This is a genomic window from Mesorhizobium sp. M0991 (assembly GCF_040318915.1).
GTDB lineage: Bacteria > Pseudomonadota > Alphaproteobacteria > Rhizobiales > Rhizobiaceae > Mesorhizobium.
The window spans coordinates 169,897-192,236 of the sequence record NZ_JAMYNE010000008.1 but is presented as its reverse complement, the minus strand read 5'-3'; the positions used below and the strand labels follow the sequence as shown (position 1 = coordinate 192,236).

Sequence of the window (22,340 nt, the reverse complement as noted above, 5' to 3'; positions counted from 1 at the left end):
GCGTGACGGCAGCCAGGCTGCCGGCAACGTTGATTTCCGGAGATCGTCCTCATGGTTCGCCCGATAACGCCCACCAAGCCGCCGGTCCAGCCGCAAAAGGTCAATGCCAAGGCAAACGCCGCGCAGATAGCGCGGCTGGAGGCCCAGGCTGCCAAGCTGCGGGAGCAGATCAGGCTTGCCAACAGGATGGGCGAGCGTGATTGGGCGGCACAGGCCCGCCAGGAACTGGCCCATGTGAGCACGCAACTGGATTCGCTTCAGTCGCCGCCGGTTGCGGCTTCGGCAGCGCCGAGTGTCAACGTCGTCAACGCCAGCAACGGCACATCCGTCAATGGCAGGACGGTGACCCCGGCTCTCTACACGCAGACCGATCTCGCGCTGGCCGCGACACCGGTGAAACTGGATGGCAGCACGCCCGAAGACAACGGCGCGGAAGCGACGGCTGCGCGCAACATTGTCAGCGACGTTACCGGCGGCAAAAGCATCGACCAGATTGCATCTGCCCGGGGCGTGACGCGCGAACAGGTTATCTCCGCGCTCAGGTCCGGCGGGATGACCGTTTCGACCGCTGACCCGAGCGGCAATGGCGACGTGCTGACGACGAAGATCACGGATGCCAGCGGCCGCACCATCACGCAATATTACGACTACCAGCACGACAGCTACTACACGAGCGTGGAGCAACCCAACGGCACGGCAACCACTACGCCGATCCGGGATGGGCTCGGGCGCAAGGAAACCAGCAGCTATAATCCCGACACCGGTGCCATCACGACGCGTTACGAAGACGATCTGCGCACCGGAACCGTCACCGAGCGGACCACCTTGCCGAACGGCGCTTCGGTGGAAACCGTTACACCCGGGAACGGGCCGGCCTTGCCGGTCACCACCGTCAACGGTCCAGATGGTCGCAAGACCGTCCTCGCTGCATCTCAGGATCCGGGCGGGGCAACCACCCAGGGCATCAAGGATGATCTCGCGGACGGCAAGAGCATCGAGCAAATCGCGCAGGAAAGGGGTCTGACCAACGAGCAGGTCATCGCCGAGCTGCAGGCCGCCGGCTATCAGGTCACGACGCGCGAACCGACGAGCGACAATGGTGACGTGCAGTCGGTTGAAGTCGTCGATCCGCACACCGGCGACAAGACCGTCTACTATCACGACTACCAGCATGATGAGCGCACCGCCGTGACGACGTCTGACGGCAAGGAAACGACGGTGTCGGAGGACGGGAACGGCAGGACGCGCAACAGTGTTCGCAACACCGAAACGGGCGAGACCACAACCACAATGGTCGATCCGAAGGCCGGAACTGAAACCACGATCGTCACCGACAAGGACGGTCGGGTGACGACAACGACTACCGAGGAGATCAATGACGGCGAGCCCGTCGAGTACGAGGTCAAGCCAGGCGACAACCTGACCCTGATAGCGCAGCAATATGGCGTGTCGCTGGACGATCTGAGGAGAACGAACCCCGAGCTCTTCAATTCCCCTCGTGACCCCGACATCATTCACCCGGGCGAAAAGGTTACCATCGAAAACGGTACCCGCACGACCGTGGAAGTCACCTTCAACGGTTATACGCTGACCACGAGCCCTGATGGCAGCATGACGCTGCACAACAACACCACCGGGACCGACCTGAAGATCGAAGCAGGAAGTACGCAGGAGGCGTTGGCCAGGACGCTGTTGGCGGTGAACCCCAACAGCAGTGATGCCACGGAGGCAAAAGAGGGCGAGGTCGTAAAGACCTTCGTCGAAGGGCTGCTGGCGGGTGAAGCCTTGCCCAGTCTCATCGACGCGGCAGAAGAAGCCGGACAAAACAAACAGGACCTGATCGAGAGATATGGTCTAGGTACCGTCGCCACGCCCGAGCTGGACGGTGAGAACAGGGTTGTCAATCCATTCGGCGATCCGCCGCAGGGTAATGCACCCTCCGGCGGAAAGTGGACGCCGATGAAGATCGATGGCGTCTGGACCTGGGTCGATCCCGAGGTGGCCCAGGCCATCATTGCTGAGAACATCGCGCTGTCCCAAATTACAGAGACGCGAGCTCTGGCCGGTCAGCGGCAGGAACAGTTCAACGTCTATATGCTCGACTCCGCCTACAAGGATGCTGTTGATGGGGCGCAGACAGTTATAAACGAGGCGTTGGCACCCCATGGTCTGCAATGGACCCCGCAGAAACCGGAAGGCACGCTTGCCGATGCGCAGGAGCGGCTTACCAAGGCCAACACCTTGCTGCAGAACGCGCAGGATGCCCGTGGCGAATATGAGACTGCCGGGCGCATTCTCGCCGACGCCATCACCCAGCAGAGCGAACTAGCCCCGCTGATTGATCCCAATGCAGACGTTGCATCCGCGCAAGGGCAGCCAGGTCCCAATCGGCAAACGCAGTACGCGCAAGGCCTCGCGGATCATGCGGCTGTCGATCAGCTGTTCTCCGAAGTCGGCCTGCATCTGAGCAAGGGCGACAAGCTCACCATCGACTTCCTGGTGGGGCAAGCCGAGCTTGACGGCATTCCGACCGACTCGAAGGAATATCAGGACCTCAAGGCGCTGCAGACGACAGCAGGCAATCAGCTCGAATTGGCGGAAGCCTATCAAAGCTACTTCAACGCCCATGCCGATGCCACGCAAGTGGGTGCGCAGCAGACGGACCTCGAGCAGAGACTGCTCGCCGAATATAATAGCGAGCACCAGTTTCTGTTCGAACAGGGAAAGAAACATCAAAGGGTCAGTGGCGATTATCTGGGTCTCTTCCAATCGCAAAAACTTGAGGTCCGCGACGGCCAGCTGTGGGTGGTCAACCAGTTCGAAGAGGGCACGACCGAGCAGCAGCTCACCTACAATCTGAGCGAAACGAACATCAGGGATGAGTACCGCGATCGGCAACTCAACAAGGACTGGCAGCAGCTTTTGGGCGGCAGCAGTTCCACCGGGCCGGTGTGCACGGCAAATGGCCTGGAAGCGGTGAGGGCCAGCGAGGCGCAGGCGGCGCAGAATCTCAACGATGTCCTGGATCGGCAGCTCGGCGACAGCATTGAAGACCTGAACTCCGAGCTGTCAACGCTGCAGACCAACTTCAACAATGCGTTGACGGAGCACGGGCCAGGAACAGTCGATGCTCCTGAAGGCACCCTGCCCAATGGCGTGCAGCCTGTCGAGATCAACGTCGGCGGACAGACAATCAAGGTGGCGCCGGAGGTTGCCCAGACATACAACGAGATAGGGATCGATGCGTTGACCCAGAGCGGGAAGGCAGTCTGGATCGACCTGGATACAAAAGATGACGATGCCAGTGGACGCTGGGTTGATCCCGAACTAGCGGTCGCCAAACTCAAGCTGGACGCGACAAGGCTTCAGATAACGCAGGCCGAGGAGCTGCGCGGGCTGGTGCAAGGCTTCAGCGACTATCATGAGCTTCGGTCCACCGATCCCTCGTTGCTGGTTGACCGCAACAGCACGGTGGATAAGACCTATCTAGACGAGCATGAGCAGCAGACGCTTGACGGCATCTATCAGCCGAAGTTCCAGCAACTGCTCGACAGCGGCTACGACAACGAGTTCCGTGAACAGCGCGGCACGGTCCTTGAGGAGACGGTCGCCAGAACGCTCGGCATAGATCGTTCGACCGAGGAAGGTCGCGAGGCGATCGAGAATGTGACGGAAGAGATCCGCGACATCGGCGGCGACAATCCTTATGTGCGCAGCGTGCCGATTTTCTATGTTGACGACGAGGTCGGGACACAGCAGGTCGCGCTGTTTGCTGTGCGTGACGGAGACGGCAACACTCGCTATGTCGATGTGACCGGCAAAAAGTTCGACGACCTCGGAGATTTCCAGGACAACAACAACCAGTTCGGCGAAGATGGCAAGCTCGTCGTCCCCAAGGGTCTGGAGATGAAGGCCGGCGATGACGGCAGGATCGAACTGGAAGTCGTCAAGTCGCGCAATGTTTCTGCTTGGGACAAGGTCGTCGATCCGCTGGTTGGCATCGGGACGGGTATAGCCACCATTCTGTCGTTCACGCCGGCCGCGCCGATTGCAGCACCCTTGGCCTATACGGGCGCTGCCTATCTCGGCACCCGAGCGGTCATAAATCAGGTCAACCATCTGGAACATGGCGGCGAGTGGGACGATACCGAGTCGCTGATGAATGTCGCCAGCGTGGCAACCACGGTTCTGCCGATCGCTTCCAGCGGTCTGCGCACCATTGGATTAGCAGGAAGGGAAATGACGGCCGCCGGATTGGCGGGAAAGGAAATGACGGCCCTGCAGGCCTTCCGTGGCAGCCTAGGCGCAACACGGTCCAGCTCGCCCCTGGCGCTCGAAACCCGAACCTACATACAGTCGACCGCCGGCCTGAACAAGCTGGCGTGGGGAGCGGATGTCGGCTCCGTGATTGTCGGTGCACCTTTGCTGGCGACATCGGCCTACGATCTCGCCGTCAACGCAGACCAGATGAACGGTCTTCAGCTTGCCAACGCGCTTACGGGCCTTGGCACCGGCATTGCCGGCACGGGCCTCGGCATTCACGGTCTGCGGACACTGCGACCTGGAACGGGCACGCAGGCAAGCGCCAATGGTCCCGGCGCCAACCAGCCATCGGGCAGCGGCGGACCGCACCAGCCGCCGCCATGGTCCGACGGCAGAGGACCACGGCAGTCGCCTCCGGCGCTGGAACCCGGCCCCTCCGGACGTCCGATGAATGTCTATGAAATTGGCGCCGACGGCGTTTACAGGCCGACGGGGGAGCGGGTCTTCCAGGATCCCAACCATCCTGTGATACCGGGAGAAGTGATCAAGACCAGCGACGCCAGCGGTGACGGTCCGACGATGCTGCCGGGCCGCGATCCGCATGGGTCGACCGGGCGCAATTCACCGCCTCCCGCTGATAGCGATCCCATCATTGTGCCGAACAAGCCGGCAGGAAAAGACGACTCGATGCGCCTCGTCTGGGATCCGGAGACGCGCAGCTTCACCGGCATGCCGGAAGCCGACACAAGCGGGTACATCTACACCAGTGGCAAGGATACCAAGACTCCCTCAGCCTATCTTGACGGGCTGAGCGTCGAGCAGCTTGTAGCGCGATACGAGGCAGAAAAGAGCTATTATTCGAACCGCGAGTTGGCCGAGCGCTACGGCCCGGATGGCGTTCAGATACCGCGCACGCCGCTCCGCGACATACTGCCCGACTTCCGCATCGGCGTCACATTCCGGACGCGCTTAAATACGGGCCAGGCCTTCGACATCGGCTCGCCGACGGTCGCGGCCGTGGGCTTCGGTATTGGGACAAAGACCGATGTCGGCATGATCGGGTGGTCGGTCGTCGACAGCATCAACCAGCGCAGCCTGACACCATTCACGGATGCGCTCGGCACTCAAGGCGTCGTATCCTACCGGGCACGGGAATACAGGAACATCACCGGGCTTCAGGCCGGTGTCTGGCCGGTGTCCAATCAGACGGCTTTCCCGGTTCGCAGCAGCGATCTTTCGGCGGCGGCAACCAAGGCGATATTCAGCGATGCGACTGGCTACAACGCCAAGCCGCTGGATGCTACCATCGTCGGCGTGACGCCAGACGGCGAAGGCACCGTGATCGAGATGACCTATACGCCTTCGCTCAAGGGCGAGGAGGTCACGCTCGCCCCCGGCCAGCACGATTTCCTTGGCGTGCCGGCGGAAAACAGCGCTGGCCACGTCAAGCTGGAAGGTGCGCTTCCGTTCGACCGTGTCATGACCGAAACAAAGGTCGGACTGCGGCTGCCGATCGTGGCCAATCATGTCGGGGCGGTCGACCAGATGCCACGCGTCGGCTTCGAGAAGCGCCCGGAAGTGCCCGTCAAGGACACGCTCCAGCCGGGTGACATCGTGTCGAAGCAGACCTACGACCAGATCCAGTCCGCTCTCGGCTCGACAAGCCTGAAGATCCAGTTCGCGGTCGAGGATCCGGCGAAGGCGTCCGAACTCATCGCAGCGATCGGACAGGGTGATGGCATCCGGTCGATCCGCGACCTCGTCAAATCAGGTCAGATCGATCGGTCGAACACAGTTTCGTTTGTTGATGAACCGACGCTAAGCGGGTTGCGGCTTTCGGCCGTACCGGGCAAGGCGCCCACGGCAGACATCGTTTTGCTGACCGGTGAGAAGGCACGCGTCGTCAATCCCGAGGCGATGCTGGTCGACATCATCTTCAACGACCGCAACAGGCTTCCCGGTGTGCTGGGTTTCAATCCCGACCGGACGATAACTTCCGCGGCCTATAAGGTGAAATCGACGGTACAGTCATGGCTGCCGGCGCGCTTCAGTCCCGACGAGACGCCGCAGCCCCGTTATATGCCGAGCGCCGGCAACATCTATCAGAACCTGTACGGTTCGCACGGCACGCCGGCGACACGCTACACGCTTTCACTGTCGACACCTCCTCTGCCTGCCGGGGCGGTGGCTTTCAGTGCTGAAGTGAGAATCCAGTACAAGTCCAAGGCTGCCAAGGTCGCTCCTTCAATCGCCAAGGATGAAACAGCGACGCTGACCTTCGATCGAGCCGATGGACAGAATGAAACGCTGACGGTCCCGGCCTGGCTTGCTCATGCCTTAGAAACCTCGCGTGACGGCGCGGCGACAGCCATTCCGAAGGGTGGCAAGGCCTCCCTGGAGCAGTTCCTCGGCCAACTGGAAAAGAAGGCGAGACCCGACCAGCGCGCGGCGATAGAGCAATTCCGGACGGAATTCGGCCCGTCAATCGTCGATGGCGGCTTCATGCGCCAGAACGTTGCCGATGGCGTGCTGACGTTCCTCTCCTCGCAGGTGGGCAGCCGCCGAAGCGGACCGATCCAGATAAGGGACGAGAACGGGCAGTCCGTGACGGCAACCCGTTACGGACCGCTGCCAAAGAGCCCGGAGAATGTCTATGTGCCGCCGGCCGACGGGTCCAGGGCGAATGGCGACGAACCGGAGTTGGTGCATAGATCGCATATCCTGTTCCGGGATCCGGAAACCGGAGAGCCCTATGTTCTGCCATGGATACGTGGTGCTTCCGACGACCATGTGCCGGGGAGCCTTGGGCATCCCGATGAGGGCAACCAGCCTGTCGAAGGCGCGGGCGACCCTACAAGACCCTTGCGCGGCAATGTCGGCCCGTTTGTGTTCCGGGCCGATACCCGCTCGCCAACCGAGATTAGGGACGCGGGAGGCTTCTCGCCACCGCCCCCGACAGGAATCTGGGTGGACAATCCGCAAGGCATCGCCCTGAGCAGCTATGTCATGGGCAATACCCATGGCCGTTTCGTCGGCACGAGCCAGTCGATCTCGGGAGCCAAGGCTTTCGTTTCGGAAGAGTCACGAGCCGCGCGGCAGCAAGGTTACACTTATCTCTACACGCTGAATCCGAGCAGACCGCGCCTCCACGTCCCGACTGAATTCGAGGCAATGGGCCGACCCGTCGGCGACAGGATGGCCCGCGTAGACGAGACCGCAATCGACGGCAGCATACCATGGAGCGAGGTCTATGGCTGGCGGACGATGGATCCGGACGGGAATTTCGTCGGTGAGTTCACGCGCAATGAAGATGCCGTCGCGCCCGGCACCTCGACACAAAAACGCCCGCAGGTCATCTTGCGGCCGGCCGACGAGTTCTGGGATGTCAATACGCCAGCGCCGACCGAAGCGCCGTCGCCCCCAGTGGCCGAGGTGGTCAGCAACGAAGCCCCGGCTGTGACTGGCGAAACGCCGCAGGCGGTGAATATTGCTGCCGAAACGCCGACAGCCGCTACCTGGCCGCCGGCGCCCGACCGGGGCAGGGCGGTTTTTGACCCTGCCAGCGGAAAGATCGTCAGCCTTGAGCTTCCGGTGAGCTCCGCCGCGCAACCAGGATATGCGGAACCGGTGCGGGCGCCGACCGGGCCGGAGGTCAGGGCGCTTTCAGCCGATCAGATTTCCGAACTGACCGGCACGCAATTGCACGCCATCAAGCCGGAGCACATCGCCAAGCTGGCGCCCGAGCAGGTTGCTGCACTGAGCCCCGAGCAGATCGGGCAGCTGACGTTTGATCAACTTGCGGCGCTTCGACCGAAGCAGTTGCGGGCGCTGAGTGCCGAACAGCTCCAGGCGATCAGGCCAAGCAGATTGCAGGCCGTTGCCCCTGGCCGTATCAGCGGTTTGCGACCGGATCAGGTCGCTGCCTTTTCACCCGAGCAGCTTGCTGCCTTGACCATTGAGCAAGTGCGCAAGCTGACACCCGACCAGATCGCCAAGCTCAGTGATGAGCAGCGCAATGCGCTTACGTCGGAACAAGTCGCCGCCATGAGACCTGCCCAATTCGGCCATCTCGATGCGACCCAGTTCGCGGCGTTGGACCCTGATCTCGTCGCAGCACGCGATCCCGCGACAACGGCAAAGCTGTCGCCGGACCACATCTCGGCGCTTATGCGGGAGCAGCTTGGTGCTCTGACCATTCATCAGATCGAGGCGCTGACGAAGCAACAGATAGCGGCGCTGACGCCGAAGCAGCTTGGCGAGTTAAGCCCCGGCCAGTTGCGCAAGTTCACGCTCAAGCAGTTTGCCTGGATGTCGACGGAGCAAACAAACGCGCTTTCCGTGCTGCAGATAACGACCTATCGGGCGACCCATAAAAAGGCGATGACGCCGGATCAGGGCACCAGCGTCGATCTGGCCCTCAGCCATGCCAGGATGCGGGAAAACGCTCAGGCGCTCGCCACCTTTGGCGGCATGTCGACCACCTCCTACATGTTGTGGAGTTCGTTGCCGCCAACCTGGACCGCCACCGCCGGATCGGTGGCATTTGGCGTGCGAGGCATGGTTTTCGGCGCGCAGGCGCTCTTCCCCAACGCAACCGCAAGTCACAAGCCGTTCGGGCGATTCCTCAACGCGCTCGGCGGAGCCACATTCATTGCCGCAGCACCAGGTGCCGCGACCGGGATGATCCAGGGTAAGGATCTTGTCGTCAACAGCACGTTCACGCTCGGCAACATCGTCTATGGCACGAAGTCGATGCTGCAGTCGTTCACCGGCAGACCGGTGATCCGAAACCTGGCCGAATATCTGGCTGGACCCGGCTATGTGCTTGGCTGCGCTGTCTACACGGTGCACTCCTGGCCGGCGCCGATCGCCACAGTCGCCGGCACCATGTTCACCTTCGGCTGCGCGGAATTCTGGGCGTCGGCCATAAGGACGGACCGGATGAATCGCCGTTCAGTGCCGCGAACCGATGCTGATATCGCGGCGGCGGAAAAGTCCGACAAGAGATGGGCTGCATGGGATCGGTGGACTCTGGGCATCACCTTCGGCGTTGGAATGCTTCTCTTCTCGCTGGACGCCCTGCTCGCGGAGCCTTGGGAGGGCGCGAAGACGCCCCCTCCACCCGATCCGAAAAAACCGGATGGCGATGCCTCGTCCCAGCAACCCGATGATCCTTCGGATGTTCCAGGTGGCCCGCAGATCCCGGGGGAGGATTTCCCGCAACTTGTCGTGGTCGCCGATGACGGCCTGAATTTGCGGACCCGGCCTGACGGGGATTCGACCGTGGGAACCGTTCTGCAATCCGGCACATTCGTCGAACAGACCGCGAAGCCATCGACCGATGCGTCAGGGGAGACCTGGATACCTGTCGAAGGTTTCGCACCGGATGGCGAAATACATAGCGGCTGGGTTTCCGGCGACTATGTCGAGGCTCATGCCGAGGGCAGCAGCAACCCTGAGGGCCGCACGAACCCAACGCTGGAGAAAGACGGTTATCAGTGGGTCGAGGTCAGGGATGGCGACAGCATTCGCCTGATAGCCAAGACCCATTCTGCGGACGTGGCGGACACGGTTGTGCTCAACATGGATCATATTGTGAGCCCGGACGTGATCTTCTCAGGCGACCGCGTCTATCTGCCGATCACCTCGATCGGCTGAGAAACCGCGGGCCGAGCCTATCGTCCATTGACTCCTGCGCCTTGTCGGTTCTCGCGGCATACGCGTTTGCGACACTGGCGGCGAGCTTTGCCGCCCGCTCAGCTGCCGGATTGGACGGTTCGGAGGAGTAGGAGGCTGTAAACTGCAGATCTGACGGATGCCATTCGCAGTCGACAATGCGCAGTTTACCGCTTGCGGTATAGTCCTGGACGACTTCCTCAGGGAGAGAGGCGATGCCGATACCATTGAGTGTCATTTTGATGGAAGCGGCCAGCGAATTAGCGGGAAAGATACGCGGCGTCTCTTCCAGTTCGCCGGTCAGCTTGCGGTAAAGTTCGCTGTAGGGTCTGGTGGTCCGCGCATAGCTGATGATTGGGAATTGCATCAGATCAGTCAGCGTCAGCTTGCGCCGCGGAGGCAGTTTCAGGTGCGGCGAGCAGACCCACACGAGGGGAAAGGACGGCATCTCGATGTTCTCGATGCTGTGTTCCAGAATTGGGCCCATCAGCACCGCAAGATCGAGTCGGTGCGACATGAGTTCGTTGCGAAGGGTGGTCGTCGCATCAACGACGATATCGGTATCGACAAGCGGATAGTTTGCTTGCAGCTCCCGGAGGAAATCCGGTAGCCAGGTGTGAACGATCGTTTCGGCAACCCCGAGCCTAAGCACCCCTGCCGTCTCCGAAAGCGAGCTGGCCGTCAGTTGCAGCCGTTCCGCTACCCGCAGGACCCGTTGAGCAGACGGCAGAAGCCGTTGCCCCTGGGCTGTCAGCCTGACATTGCCGCTCTGCCGCTCGAACAGCTTGGCACCCAGCGCTTCTTCCAGCCCGGCAATTCGGTTGGATACTGCGGGCTGGGTGGTGTTCAGGCGTTCGGCAGCCTTTCGAAAGCTTCCGAAAGTCGCCACCAGTAGAAAGGTTTCGAGCTGCTTGATGTTGAAAGGGATCACAATTCAATGCCGGACAATAATCTGAGCGCCGACCTTTACGCGGTCATACAGGTCAATGACGTCTTCATTGGTCATGCGAATGCAACCAGAGGAGTTGGCTTGTCCGACGGTCCACGGCTGATTGGTGCCGTGGACGCGATAAAGCGTGTTTCCGATATACAGTGCCCGTGCGCCCAAAGGGTTGTTCGGGCCTCCGGCCACGTGCGCAGGCAAGATACGGCCTTTTGATGCTTCTCTGGATCGCATTTCGGCCGGTGGCCGCCAATCTGGCCAGTCCCTCTTTTTCGAAATCGTGTCGCGACCGGACCACTCCAGCCCCTCCTTGCCGACCCCCACCGCGTATCGTAGCGCTTTGCCGCCCCCCAGCATGTAATAGAGACGCCGCTCCGTGGTGTTGATCACAATCGCCCCCCTCGGCTGAGCCTCGCTGAATGTCACAACCTGCCTGGGAATCTCTGACTCCTCGGGCGTGAATTCTCCGTCCGCCGTCAGGCCGGAAGCGCTAGGCGAGACCAGTACATTTCTTCCCCGATCGTATGTCCAACTTCTAGGGTCATAACCGCTGTTCGATTGGGCCTGCGCCGACGCGATTGCGGCAATCGACGCCACCGCGACCAGAACCGATGCACTCAATGCCTCGATGAGACGCGTTGCCGCAAACCTCTTGCCTCGAGCAACGCCTGCGGGCACCTCCAACTTCGCGAGCAGGCTGTTGGTTTCCGTCACCGAGACCACTCCTTTCCACATTGAACCAATGACCCCGAACCCGGTGGTAACCGATTCCTACGCCGCACTGTATCGTCTTGCGGTTCCTTCGCAACATTTGGCACAGGTCGTTGATATACAATCCAATTGGACTTCCCATTTTCGAGTGTCCACGATAGAATGACATCGGCGGACAAGCTATGAAGCAAGCGAGGCGGGGCATTACTCGTGGGTCGCTTTCGATAGGACCAATGTGACGGTACCCAGTATCAACCATGCTGATCGGTTATCTCGAGGCAGAGCTGCCCTTGTGGCCTGCCGGCTTGCCGTCGTCCTGGCGCTCGGCTTTGGCTCCCAGCCTGCGTTTGCTGCCGAACCGCGCTGGCCCCCTGGCCCTTACAAATACATCACGATCGATCAGTCGGTGACAGACGCGCTGGTTGAGCTCGGCCGCAACATGCGCGTGCCGATGCGTGTCAGCAAGCTGGTAAAGGGGCGCCTGAGCGCCGGCATGCCGGTTGAAACAGCCCGCGAGTTCCTCGAAGAGATATGCAATCGATACGGATTGATCTGGCATTTCGACGGCATCGTCATGAACGTCGCGACCGAAGCCGAAGTCCAGACGGAAATGATTCCGCTTGATGCCAATATGGCTGCTGGCGCCGAAGACAGGCTTTCACGGCTGGGCGTCAGTGACCCGCGGTTTCCAATAAAGGTCTCCAAGCAAGACGACGTCATCTCGGTATCGGGTCCGCCATCATACATCGAGCTCGTCAGGAAAACCCTCGGGGTGCCTGCCACGCCGAGCGCCAAGCAGGAGACCGGCAAAGCTGTGTCGGTTCGCGTTTTCCGCGGAAGGCAGGCGGAGGCGCAGATTGTCCCCTCCGTCAAACCGAACTAGGACAGGAGGGCAGATTCTTGCAAATAGCACCGATTGGAGCCCTAGAGGCTACGCTTGCAAACTTAACCACCAGCATAAGTTCGCAGCAGCAAATCACCGTCGGCGCGGCAGCCCAGCCCGGCAACCGAATGGTGGGCGCCAAGCAAGAAAAGCACGATGCCGCGAAGGTCAATACACCTGAGCGCAGTGATGTCGCCACGCGGGCAGGTCAGCAGGTGGCGCAGACGCCCGGCGCCAATCCGGCAATAGGCGGCCAGGCTTTCAAGCCGGAGAAGACCGAGCCAATCCTCGAGCACAAACTCTTCGACTACATGGCCGAGACGGAGAAGGCTGCAGGTGGGGTGTTCACGGATCCATCGGCCCTTTTCGGTTCTGCCGTCAAGTCGCTGGAAGGAACCATGCAGCAGGTACAGAAGGCTCTTGGCCAGGCTAACGCCCCCGAAAGTGCTGAAACGGCCGCCGCGCAGGATCGCGCCGACAAGATGGCTCTGTCCGGCAAGGAAGGCGAAGACTCCCGAGCCAAGAATGCAGAGCAACTCCTGGAACGATCGATTTCGGTGATGTGGGCGGCCGCCAATCTCGAGGTGGTTACGAGCAGCGTGACGGCTGTCACGTCGTCCACCAGCACGCTGATCAAGCAACAGTAAGCGCCGCGGAGTGTTCGCGCCCATGCCAACCTCGCTGCGGCGTTTAACGCGATTGGATCGATGCGGCGCCAGGTTTCGCGTTGCGCTCGTTGTCATGGGTATGCTTGTGCTCCAGGCGTGTTCGGTGGAGTTGTATTCCAACCTCAACCAGCGGCAGGCCAACGAGATCGTGGCCACGCTCATGCGTCACGGGATCCCGGCCCAACGCGAGGTCGGCAAGGACGGCAAGATGACGGTTTCCGTACAGAAGGGCCGCTTCGCCGAAGCTATGGCCATTCTCGACGAGAGCGGCTTGCCCAAACAGGAATTCCAGACGCTCGGCGAGGTGTTCAAGAGAGATGGGCTTGTGTCCTCGCCGGTGGAAGAGCGGGCAACGATGATCTATGGCCTGAGCCAGGAGCTGTCGCAGACGATTTCGGACATCGACGGCGTACTTTCGGCGCGCGTTCATCTCGTACTGCCCGAAAACGATCCGCTGAGGCAGCAACTGCTACCGTCGTCCGCCTCCGTGTTCATCCGGCATCGCGCATCCGTTCCGATGAATGAGCTCATCCCGCAGGTCAAGATGCTGGTGGCCAAGGGCATCGCCGGACTGACCTATGACAATGTTTCTGTCACCCTCATTCCGGTTGCAGCGACGGCTCCCAACCAGGAAACCGGCGAGGCCGGTCTCACCACCTTCCTCGGCCTGTGGCTGCATCCAGACAGCGTCGCCGCCGCGATGTCACTGTTTTATGGCATGGCGGCGGCCATATTCGTGCTGGCTGGTCGGTTGGCCTACATGCAGTGGTATCGACGGCCCGGCGTCTACGCGCTCGATGCTCCCGCAATGCCGGTGAAGAAGACATGACCCAGCCCGGCTCGGAGCAAACTGCCAGCCCGGAATGGCAGGCATTCATCTCCAAACCCGCGTCCTATGTGGATGCGGCTTGGCTCGCGGAGTGCTTTGACGGCGCGGTCTGCGAGGCTACCTGCGAGCGCATGCTGCGCTCGCAACGCTTGCAGGAGCGACTGTCGAAGCTTCTGCTCGATCGGCATAGGCTCTCTCCAGTGGTCGAAGAGCCGGCCGATGAGGTGGATCGAGCGATCGCCTTGTCGTCTGGCGAAGAGCTGGAGGAACTTGCACTTCGCTCGGGCGCGATCTACTGGGCTGGAAGTCTGGCCGCTGTCATTGTTGGGCGCGAAGCGGCCGCATTGCAGGCGGCGCTTGGGGCTGATCTGTGCGCTTTCGCCCTCGCTAACCGCGATCTGGCCGGCCCGATTGAGCGATTGGGGCCGCTGGAAGACATTTCCGGTCGCGTCTACGGCGACGGCCTGAGCTGCCTTGGCGCCTGGTGTCAGATCATGCCGGGCGATACGAGCATGCGGGTGCGTCTCAAGCTGGTGCCGCAAGAGCTCATCCACCAGCCGTCAGCCGAACAATTTGCCGAGGTCGGCCCCGCAATTGTTCGACGAGCGATGAGCTAGACGAGATGATCGAATCGGGCAAAGCGTCGGAAGCTCTGAGGCGTCCCTACGCTCGGATCCTGCGGGCCGCCGAGGTGCGCACTCTCCAGGATGGGCATGCGTTTCTCGATGAAGCAAGGCGTGATGCGCAGCAGTTGCGCGACGCCGCTCGGCGAGCCTATGCGGCCGAATATGCGCAGGGCTATGACGACGGCAAGACGCAAGGCGATGCCGAGGCCACGCGGCTAGTCAGCGAGACGGCGGTCAAGGTGGATCGCTATTTTGGTGGGCTGGAATCCGAAGTCATTGGCCTCGCCGTCGATATCGTCAGGCGAATTCTGGGAGAATTCGACGTCGGCGCGCTTGTCGCCAAAGCCGCAAGACAGGCGGTGACTGAAATCCGCCGCGCCAAGTACCTAAAACTCCGAGTTCATTCCGGGTCCATCGAAAGGGTTCGTGATGAGCTGGAGGCAGTCTTGCGCGAGAGTGATCTGGCGATGACGGTTGAGATCGACGCGGATGACGCGCTGGCTGCGGACGCCTGCATCGTTTCGACCGACTTTGCCGTCGTCGACGCGAGCATCGACGCGCAGCTCAAAGCCATAGCTGCCGCGATTGCGCCGAAGACGGAGGTCCGATGACCGCGCCCGCCGCTGATATCGAAAGCCGTCTGGCCTCCATCATTCCGAATTTGCGTTCGGGCCTGCGCGACGATACCGGCCGGCCCAGGAAGGGGCGTGTACGGCGTGTCGCCGGCACCGTCATTCATGCGACTGTGGAGGAGGCCCGTATCGGCGAGATATGCGAACTCGTCGACCCTAGGACCGGAAGGGTGACCAAGGCGGAAGTCGTCGGCCTCATGGACGAAATGGCGATCCTTGTTCCGCTGGGCGATTTGGCCGGTCTTTCAAACCTGACTGAGGTCGTGGCGACCGGAAAAGACCAGCAGGTGCCAGTCGGTCCCAGCCTTCTTGGTCGAGTGATCAGCGCGCTTGGCGAGCCATTGGACGGCAAGCCGCTTTCGCCGAATGGCATCATCGGCAGCTATCCGGTCAATGCCTATCCGCCATCTCCGTTGGAGCGCAGCTTGATTTCCGAGCCGATCCAGCTCGGAATACGCGCCCTCGATGGGCTGCTCACCTGCGCGCGCGGGCAGCGCGTCGGCATCTTTGGCGAACCTGGGGTGGGAAAGTCGATCCTGCTTTCCGATATCGTCAGCGGCACCGATGCCGATGTCGCCGTGGTCGCCCTTGTTGGAGAGCGCGGACGTGAGGTGCGCGAATTCCTCGAACAACAGCTCGGGCCGGAGGGGCGGGCGAGGGCCATTGTCGTCGTTGCGACCTCCGACCGTCCCGCCATTGAGCGTGTCAAGGCTGCCTATGTGGCGACCAGCATTGCCGAATATTTTCGCGACCAGGGCAAACATGTGTTGCTTGCAATGGACAACCTAACCCGGTTTGCCCGTGCGCACCGAGAGATTGGCCTGGCCGCGGGCGAGCCGCCGACGCGTCGCGGCTTTCCGTCTTCGCTGTTTGCGGTCTTGCCCCGTCTGCTCGAGCGGTCAGGCACGGGTCGCGTCGGATCCATCACCAGCCTCTACAGCGTTCTTCTTGAAGGCGACGGTACGCTGGACCCTGTCGCCGAGGAAGTTCAGGCCCTCCTTGATGGCCACGTCTTCTTGTCGAGCGAGCTTGCGCAGCGCAACCATTTCCCGGCCATTGATGTCCTGCGCAGCCGAAGCCGCCTCATGGATTCGGTTGTGGCGCCGGAACATCGGTCCGACGCCGGCCACCTGCGTGAACTGCTTGCCCGCTACGCTGACATCGAGCTTCTCCTGCGCGTCGGTGAATACGAAAAAGGCAGCGATCCCGTGGCGGACGAGGCAGTGGCGAAGATCGGTGTCATCAACGCCTTTCTGCGTCAGGCGTCCGCCACTCATGAGAGCCTGGAGAGGACACGCCAACTCATGCGGGAGATCGTCGGTGAAAGATCGTGAGATGATCACTCGATTACGCGAGCTCAGACGCCGCCGTGAGGACCGTGCAAGGGAAGAGGTGATCAAACGGCACGCCGCTTTGGACCGGGCCGCGAGGGAGGGTCGGCAGGCGGCCAGTGCGGTCACGGAGCACCTGCAGCGCACGGTCGATGCCGAAGATGCAGCGTTCGGCTCGCTTATTGGGCATCGGATAAAAGCTGCCAGCCTTCACCAGCTACAGGGCCGGTTTGAAATCGCCGCCAGAAAAACCGAGCAATTGCGTGAAAACGAGAAGATGGCCGGCGTCGCCGAGCAGCAACGGCAAGCGGAACTGTCGGCAGCTCGCAATGATCATCGTGAGGCCATGAAAGCTCTGACGAAGCTGGACGGGGTATTGGAGCATCTGATCAACCGCACCGCACGACGTTGCCTGGCGCTTGCCGAGCTTTCCGAGGAAGAAGAGCGCGGTCCAACGCGCCTGCCCACATAGCCCAGTTTGTCATCGTGAATATGGATGTGATGCCCCAAGCCTTTGCGTCGGGAAAAACGAGAGCGCAGGTAAAGCCGGCAAAACGCAAGGCCTCACGGTCGAGCGTTGGCGAGCGGCTGGTGCTGAACTCTGTTGCGTCTGTCGACGTTGAGGCATTGAACGCCTTCTACCGCCGGCGCGCGCACGCGGAAATCACGATCGCGGGCAGGGCGGTGCCGATTGCTGCCGTCTGGCCGGCGCCGAACCCTGCGGACCAGCGGTGGTACACCATTGCGTTCTCCGTCGGAGACACGATGGGCAAATTGCGCCTGCCGCTTTCCATGGTCGAAAGAGGCTTCGCCAGGGCAGACGAACTGGTCGACATGAAGCGGCTGGCCCCCGCCCACGCCGCACTGCTGCTGGAATCCGCGTTTGAAGAGGATCTCGAATGGATTGAGGCCAAGCTGGGCGACAGTATCGCGCTCACCTCGGTCACACAAACAGAAGCAGTTTCGGTTTCGGGTGAGACCCCGTTGGCTTTTGTCCTGACCGACAGCCAGGAGACGATTGACTGCGTCTTGAACACGAGTGACGCCAGCCTGGCGGTTCGGATCGGCCGTCTTTTTGACGAGATCGCCAAGGCCAGACCGCCGATCCCGGCCGAATTTCCTTTGCCGATCTGCCTTCGGCGTGGCGCACTCAACCTAACCCTTGGCGAGCTTAAAAGCCTCCAGCCTGACGACGTAGTGCTTTTCAGGAATGAGGCGGAAGAACGCATGGCGGCACTCATCATTGCCGAGCGCCTTTATGCGCCGGTCGCCCTGACGGCCGCCGGGCCGCAATTGCTTGCCGCGCCGATGGCTATCGCCGGATCGAATTGGGAGTGGACCATGAACCAGAACACGTCGCCGCCAGCCGGCCAGACTTTGGAAGAATCAACCCTGGACGAGTTGCCGGTCGTGCTTGCCTTCGAGATCGGCCGCACGGCAATGCCTCTCGGGGAGGTGAAGCAGCTTGCGCCCGGCACTATTGTTCCGCTCGCCGATGTGACCGAGGCGATTGTCGACATCATCGCCAACGGCAAACGTGTCGGCCGCGGTGAGATCGTGCGGATCGGCGAAAGCCTGGGCGTGCGGATCGTGCGCATGTTCGATAATGCTTGAGAATTCGCCCAATCTGCTTGGGATTCTGATCGCAGTCGGCTTTGTCGGGTTGCTGCCTCTGGCGGTCGTCACGATGACGGGATTCTTGAAGATCTCGGTCGTGCTGTTTCTCATCCGCAACGCGCTCGGCGTCCAGCAGATGCCACCCAATCTGGTGCTATACGGCATAGCGCTTGTGCTCACGGTCTATGTGACGACCCCGTTGCTGAGCGAGATGTCGGGCCGACTTGAGGAAGGGCAGGTTCAGTTCCAGACCACGGACGACCTCGCCAGAGCGGCGCAACTGGTCAGGGAACCATTGCAGCGACACCTCATGAAGTTCACCCAGCCGCAGGAGCGGCAGTTCTTTCTCGATGGAACGAGCCGCCTGTGGCCGGAACAGGCGCGGCAGAACCTGAAGGACGACGATCTCTCGATCCTTGTTCCGGCCTTTGTCGCATCCGAGCTGACCCGTGCCTTCGAGATCGGCTTCCTGCTTTATCTTCCTTTCCTCATCATCGATATCGTTGTTGCCAATATCCTGATGACGCTCGGCATGATCATGGTCTCGCCGGTCCTCATATCGATTCCTCTGAAACTGTTCCTTTTCGTTGCCATAGATGGCTGGTCGCGCCTGATGCATGGCCTGATCCTGAGTTACGGCTGACGACACGGCGGGTACGCATGAGCAATGACTTCATCCTGGCGAAGGTCCAAAGCGCGCTTTTGACGGTGCTGTTCGCGTCCAGCCCAGCGATCATTGCGGCACTGGCGGTCGGCATCCTCGTCGGCCTTGCCCAGGCGCTGACACAGATTCAGGACCAGTCGCTGCCGCAGACGATCAAGCTTGTCGTGATCCTGCTGGTCATCATCGTCTTAGGTCCTGTGCTTGGCCAACAGATCGCGCAGCAGGCATCGACGGCTCTGGACGAATTCCCGGTCGTCACACGTTGAGGCACGCAGGTGCCGGTCGAACCACTCTTCGCATCTGTCAAAGACCTTCAGGTCTATCTCCTGGCAGGCGCTTTCGCGCTCGCACGCGTGGGTGGTTTCATGCTTCTGATGCCGCTGTTTTCGCGTGTGCCGCTATCAGGGCTTCTGCGCAATGGCGTGGCATTGGCGCTGGCAGTTCCAATCTTTCCAATGGTCGTGAGCAAGCTGACGAACAGCGACATCACGACCACGATGATCGCAGCCTACATTCTCAAGGAGGTTGTGGTCGGTGTAACGCTCGGGCTGTGTATGGGGATACCATTCTGGGCAGCAGAGGCTGCCGGTGACATCCTCGACCTGCAGCGGGGCTCTACGATGGGGACGCTGATCGACCCTATGATGACGCACGAGACGAGTGCTACCGGCACCTTGCTCGCGGTCATCATGGTCACAATCTACCTGGCTGCCGGCGGCCTGCAGCTTTCCCTGACCAGTCTCTACGAGAGCTACGGCCTGTGGCCGATCGACAGTCTTCTGCCTGTATTCAGCAAGGATGCTGCGGGAATATTCCTGCGTCTGCTGAATCGCATCATGGCGATGGCGCTGACCCTCGTTTTCCCACTCATCATCAGCATGCTCCTGTCCGACATTGTGCTGGCTTTCCTGGCGCGGGCCTCTCCGCACCTGAATGTTTTTGCACTGTCGCTTATCGTGAAGACGCTAGTGTTCAGTCTCGTCTTTGTACTCTATGCGGCTTTCCTGCTCTTCTACATGAACCGCGATCTTGGTTTCCTGCATGAGGCAAGCCGACAGATAGAAGCGATCGGCTGCCGCGAGTGTCAATGAGAATAAATATGAGCAAAAGCTAATAAAAAGCGCCATCCTTCGCCGGCCAATAAATACGATTTATCAATGAGGAAAGATTCTGATGATTTGACAAGCGGCAGACCCGCCGATGATCTTACGCGCTATCGACGTGTCGTTGGAACGCGCATCCGTTGGAAGCCATGGCTCGCCCGATCACTTTACCGATCTACGAGGATTTGCGAATGGTCGATGCGGGCAGATTGCGCAGACTCGTCAGGATGGGTGCCTATGAAGGGCATACAGGAGGGCTTGCGCGCGGCAAGCTCCAGGCCAACGTCGTGATTGTGCCGCGCAGCTTTGCCGCCGATTTCTATCAGTTTTGTGTCCGCAATCCGAAACCCTGCCCTTTGGTCGGTGTGAGCCGTGCGGGCAGCCCATTTCTGCCTGCGCTGGGCGATATCGATATCCGGACCGATGCACCACAGTACAGCATCTATCACTTCGGCGAGATGATCCGCCAGACCACAGACATCATCGACCTGTGGCGAGATGACTTTGCGGCCTTCGCGCTCGGCAGTTCGCTCACCGTCGAGGCCGCACTTGTCGAACGAGGCGTGAAACTCCGGCGTATCGGCCGTGGAAAAACCGGCCCCAAGTTCCGCACCAAGATCGAGACGTCCCAAGTCGGACCGTTCGGTGGCGAAATGGTCGTCTCCATGCGTCCGATACGGCATAGCGAAGTCGACAAGGTTCGCGTGCTCACCGCGCGCTTTCCGCATGCGCACGGGTCTCCCATCCATGTCGGAGAGCCCACGACGGTCGGCATCCGAAATTTGATGGCTCCCGACTGGGGTGATGCCGTCGAAGTCTTGGACGGGGAGATCCCTGTATTCTGGGCGAGCAGCCTGACCGCCCAAGACGCTCTTGCTCGTGCCGAACTCGCGATCTCCATCACAGTCTCGCCGGGCCATATGCTGATCACCGACGTGGATGCACGAGCGCTGTCTTGGCCTAATTTCGAGCTTGGCGCGAGCTTGCAATGATCGCGCTCAAGTCGGAGCTTGCCTGATCCAACGGCTCCGAATCACTTCGACTGCAGGGCGGACGCGAGGATAGGTACCCTTTGCCGCCGTTCGGTTTTCTGAGAGCATGACTCGGGTACGCGCAATCCGGGAGCCGATATTCCATGCCGACAAGAACCGATGCCAGTGAAGCGCGCCGATGGTTTGCCGAAGACCTGCGTGTCGCGTCACCGGTCTTACACAACCCTGCGGTCATCGAGGCCTTCGCAAAGGTTCCGCGCGAACACTACCTTGGCAACGGGCCGTGGCGCATCCATTCGAGATTGCAGATCGGGGCGGTCCATACCAGCCCTTCAGCCGCACTTCATGAGATTTACCACGACGTTCTGGTCTCACTTGACGAAAAACGCGGATTAAACAGCGGTTTGCCATCGCTTTGGGCCTTGGTTTTCGACCATGTGAACATCGCTCCCGGCCAGACCGTCCTTCAGGTCGGCGCCGGTGTCGGCTATTTCACCGCCATCCTCGCCGAACTGACGGGTTCTCAAGGGCGCGTGATTGCCTATGAGATCGACGAAGAACTAGCCCGGCGCGCGCAAAGCAATCTTGCCCATTACGCCCATGTCGAAGTGGTATCCGGTGATGCAACGCAGGCAGTTGATCTGCCAGACCTCAATGTCGTGGTCGCCTTTGCCGGAGTGACGCACGTGCCGGAACGGTGGCTTTCGAATTTGTCCGACGCTGGCAGGATGGCACTGCCGTTCACGGCTGAAGACCAACGAGGCTTCATGATGCTTCTGCAAAGGGCTGGCGATACGTTTCCTGTACGGTCTCTTATGCCATGCGGGTTTTACCCGTGCAGCGGAGCCAGGCGCAGTGACGAAGAAAAGGCCTTGAAGGCTGCCCTCAAGGCTGCCCGAGGCAAGGTCACCCGTCTCGCGCAATACCATCGACGGCGACCAGCAAATGGTCTCGAGAACGCTTGGCTGATGACCGACACATACTGGATTTCGAAAGCCTAGAGATCGATGTCAATCTTGCGTGTCGCCGTCGTAGCGTGCGGCACGTCGTTCCACCAGCGATCTATGCCGTCGGGAGCAGTCCGAAACATCATTGCGTCCGAAATTTCCCCGATCCGCGCGCGCGGATCGCAACCGCGGTCCTGGCCGGCTGCAGCGCAGGCTTTCTCTTGGCTTCGAGAATGCTTGGCTGATGACCGACACATGCTGGATTCGAAAGCCTGGCGATCGATATCAATCTCGCGTGTCGCCGTCGTAGGGTGTGGCCCGCATTGAAGGGCGTTCCACGAAGGGTCTATACCATTGTGCCAGTCGTGGCCTTCCCTGCAGGAAGTCGGGCACTCCGCGGAATTCCAGCCAGCTTAGACAAGTGGCTAGCGCGATGTGGCCGGGGAGATAGTGAT

General features: G+C 60.9%; 16 protein-coding genes. 14 read left to right on the top strand and 2 right to left on the bottom strand.

Annotated elements, in window-relative coordinates; translation table 11 throughout:
- Positions 1–51: 51 nt before the first annotated feature.
- The gene (locus NKH70_RS14800) at positions 52–9,921 is read left to right on the top strand and encodes a LysM peptidoglycan-binding domain-containing protein (protein WP_353025546.1); all 9,870 of its coding nucleotides are present in this window, start codon (positions 52–54) and stop codon (positions 9,919–9,921) included.
- On the opposite strand, the gene NKH70_RS14795 is transcribed toward NKH70_RS14800, so the two are convergent.
- Both NKH70_RS14795 and NKH70_RS14790 read right to left on the bottom strand, forming a co-directional pair.
- Positions 9,905–10,870, bottom strand: coding sequence for a LysR family transcriptional regulator (locus NKH70_RS14795; RefSeq protein ID WP_353025544.1), 966 nt, complete (start codon positions 10,868–10,870; stop codon positions 9,905–9,907). The two genes, NKH70_RS14800 and NKH70_RS14795, sit on opposite strands and share 17 nt — an antisense overlap.
- Positions 10,871–10,873: 3 nt before the next feature.
- Positions 10,874–11,596: a L,D-transpeptidase gene (locus tag NKH70_RS14790; RefSeq protein ID WP_353025542.1), complete on the bottom strand. Its 723-nt coding sequence runs from the start codon at positions 11,594–11,596 to the stop codon at positions 10,874–10,876.
- Positions 11,597–12,032: 436 nt separating this feature from the next.
- Between NKH70_RS14790 and NKH70_RS14785 the strand changes: the two genes are divergently transcribed.
- The 13 genes from NKH70_RS14785 to NKH70_RS14725 all read left to right on the top strand — a co-directional run bounded on the left by NKH70_RS14785 (position 12,033) and on the right by NKH70_RS14725 (position 21,939).
- Positions 12,033–12,476, top strand: coding sequence for a type III secretion protein (locus NKH70_RS14785; RefSeq protein ID WP_353025540.1), 444 nt, complete (start codon positions 12,033–12,035; stop codon positions 12,474–12,476).
- 17 nt (positions 12,477–12,493) lie between these two features.
- Complete coding sequence (locus tag NKH70_RS14780) at positions 12,494–13,123, top strand: hypothetical protein (protein WP_352705959.1); 630 nt, start codon at positions 12,494–12,496, stop codon at positions 13,121–13,123.
- A 22-nt stretch (positions 13,124–13,145) separates the two neighbouring features.
- Entirely contained in the window at positions 13,146–13,973 is an 828-nt protein-coding gene (gene sctJ / locus NKH70_RS14775; protein WP_353025538.1) for a type III secretion system inner membrane ring lipoprotein SctJ, read from the top strand.
- Positions 13,970–14,590 carry a SctK family type III secretion system sorting platform protein gene (locus NKH70_RS14770; protein WP_353025536.1) on the top strand — a complete coding sequence of 207 codons (621 nt, stop codon included), beginning with the start codon at positions 13,970–13,972 and terminating at the stop codon, positions 14,588–14,590. Before sctJ ends, NKH70_RS14770 begins: the two co-directional genes overlap by 4 nt.
- A gap of 5 nt (positions 14,591–14,595) precedes the next feature.
- Positions 14,596–15,210: a type III secretion system stator protein SctL gene (sctL, locus tag NKH70_RS14765; RefSeq protein WP_353025534.1), complete on the top strand. Its 615-nt coding sequence runs from the start codon at positions 14,596–14,598 to the stop codon at positions 15,208–15,210.
- A complete protein-coding gene (locus tag NKH70_RS14760) occupies positions 15,207–16,565 on the top strand; it encodes a FliI/YscN family ATPase (RefSeq protein ID WP_353025532.1) in 1,359 nt (452 codons plus the stop codon). Before sctL ends, NKH70_RS14760 begins: the two co-directional genes overlap by 4 nt.
- Positions 16,552–17,034 (top strand): hypothetical protein, encoded by a 483-nt coding sequence (locus NKH70_RS14755; protein WP_352454244.1) that lies wholly within the window; start codon positions 16,552–16,554, stop codon positions 17,032–17,034. The genes NKH70_RS14760 and NKH70_RS14755 overlap by 14 nt, the downstream gene beginning before the upstream one ends.
- Before the next feature lie 29 nt (positions 17,035–17,063).
- Positions 17,064–18,176 (top strand): type III secretion system cytoplasmic ring protein SctQ, encoded by a 1,113-nt coding sequence (sctQ, locus tag NKH70_RS14750; protein ID WP_353025529.1) that lies wholly within the window; start codon positions 17,064–17,066, stop codon positions 18,174–18,176.
- The gene (gene sctR, locus NKH70_RS14745; RefSeq protein WP_352745180.1) at positions 18,169–18,822 is read left to right on the top strand and encodes a type III secretion system export apparatus subunit SctR; all 654 of its coding nucleotides are present in this window, start codon (positions 18,169–18,171) and stop codon (positions 18,820–18,822) included. Before sctQ ends, sctR begins: the two co-directional genes overlap by 8 nt.
- 17 nt (positions 18,823–18,839) lie before the next feature.
- The gene (locus tag NKH70_RS14740; protein ID WP_352467364.1) at positions 18,840–19,109 is read left to right on the top strand and encodes an EscS/YscS/HrcS family type III secretion system export apparatus protein; all 270 of its coding nucleotides are present in this window, start codon (positions 18,840–18,842) and stop codon (positions 19,107–19,109) included.
- 9 nt (positions 19,110–19,118) lie between these two features.
- Positions 19,119–19,934 carry a type III secretion system export apparatus subunit SctT gene (gene sctT / locus NKH70_RS14735; RefSeq protein ID WP_352591469.1) on the top strand — a complete coding sequence of 272 codons (816 nt, stop codon included), beginning with the start codon at positions 19,119–19,121 and terminating at the stop codon, positions 19,932–19,934.
- Positions 19,935–20,095: 161 nt separating this feature from the next.
- Complete coding sequence (locus NKH70_RS14730; protein ID WP_353025527.1) at positions 20,096–20,938, top strand: D-glutamate cyclase family protein; 843 nt, start codon at positions 20,096–20,098, stop codon at positions 20,936–20,938.
- Positions 20,939–21,081: 143 nt separating this feature from the next.
- Positions 21,082–21,939 carry a protein-L-isoaspartate O-methyltransferase family protein gene (locus NKH70_RS14725; protein ID WP_353025525.1) on the top strand — a complete coding sequence of 286 codons (858 nt, stop codon included), beginning with the start codon at positions 21,082–21,084 and terminating at the stop codon, positions 21,937–21,939.
- Positions 21,940–22,340: the final 401 nt, after the last annotated feature.

What these genes read in the sequence shown, in the direction of transcription:
- NKH70_RS14800 (WP_353025546.1), top strand. Translation starts at nt 52, where the DNA reads ATGGTTCGCCCGATAACGCCCACCAAGCCGCCGGTCCAGCCGCAAAAG.
- NKH70_RS14785 (WP_353025540.1), top strand. Translation starts at nt 12,033, where the DNA reads ATGCGCGTGCCGATGCGTGTCAGCAAGCTGGTAAAGGGGCGCCTGAGC.
- sctJ (WP_353025538.1), top strand. Translation starts at nt 13,146, where the DNA reads ATGCCAACCTCGCTGCGGCGTTTAACGCGATTGGATCGATGCGGCGCC.
- NKH70_RS14770 (WP_353025536.1), top strand. Translation starts at nt 13,970, where the DNA reads ATGACCCAGCCCGGCTCGGAGCAAACTGCCAGCCCGGAATGGCAGGCA.
- sctL (WP_353025534.1), top strand. Translation starts at nt 14,596, where the DNA reads ATGATCGAATCGGGCAAAGCGTCGGAAGCTCTGAGGCGTCCCTACGCT.
- NKH70_RS14760 (WP_353025532.1), top strand. Translation starts at nt 15,207, where the DNA reads ATGACCGCGCCCGCCGCTGATATCGAAAGCCGTCTGGCCTCCATCATT.
- sctQ (WP_353025529.1), top strand. Translation starts at nt 17,064, where the DNA reads ATGCCCCAAGCCTTTGCGTCGGGAAAAACGAGAGCGCAGGTAAAGCCG.
- sctR (WP_352745180.1), top strand. Translation starts at nt 18,169, where the DNA reads ATGCTTGAGAATTCGCCCAATCTGCTTGGGATTCTGATCGCAGTCGGC.
- NKH70_RS14740 (WP_352467364.1), top strand. Translation starts at nt 18,840, where the DNA reads ATGAGCAATGACTTCATCCTGGCGAAGGTCCAAAGCGCGCTTTTGACG.
- NKH70_RS14730 (WP_353025527.1), top strand. Translation starts at nt 20,096, where the DNA reads ATGGCTCGCCCGATCACTTTACCGATCTACGAGGATTTGCGAATGGTC.
- NKH70_RS14725 (WP_353025525.1), top strand. Translation starts at nt 21,082, where the DNA reads ATGCCGACAAGAACCGATGCCAGTGAAGCGCGCCGATGGTTTGCCGAA.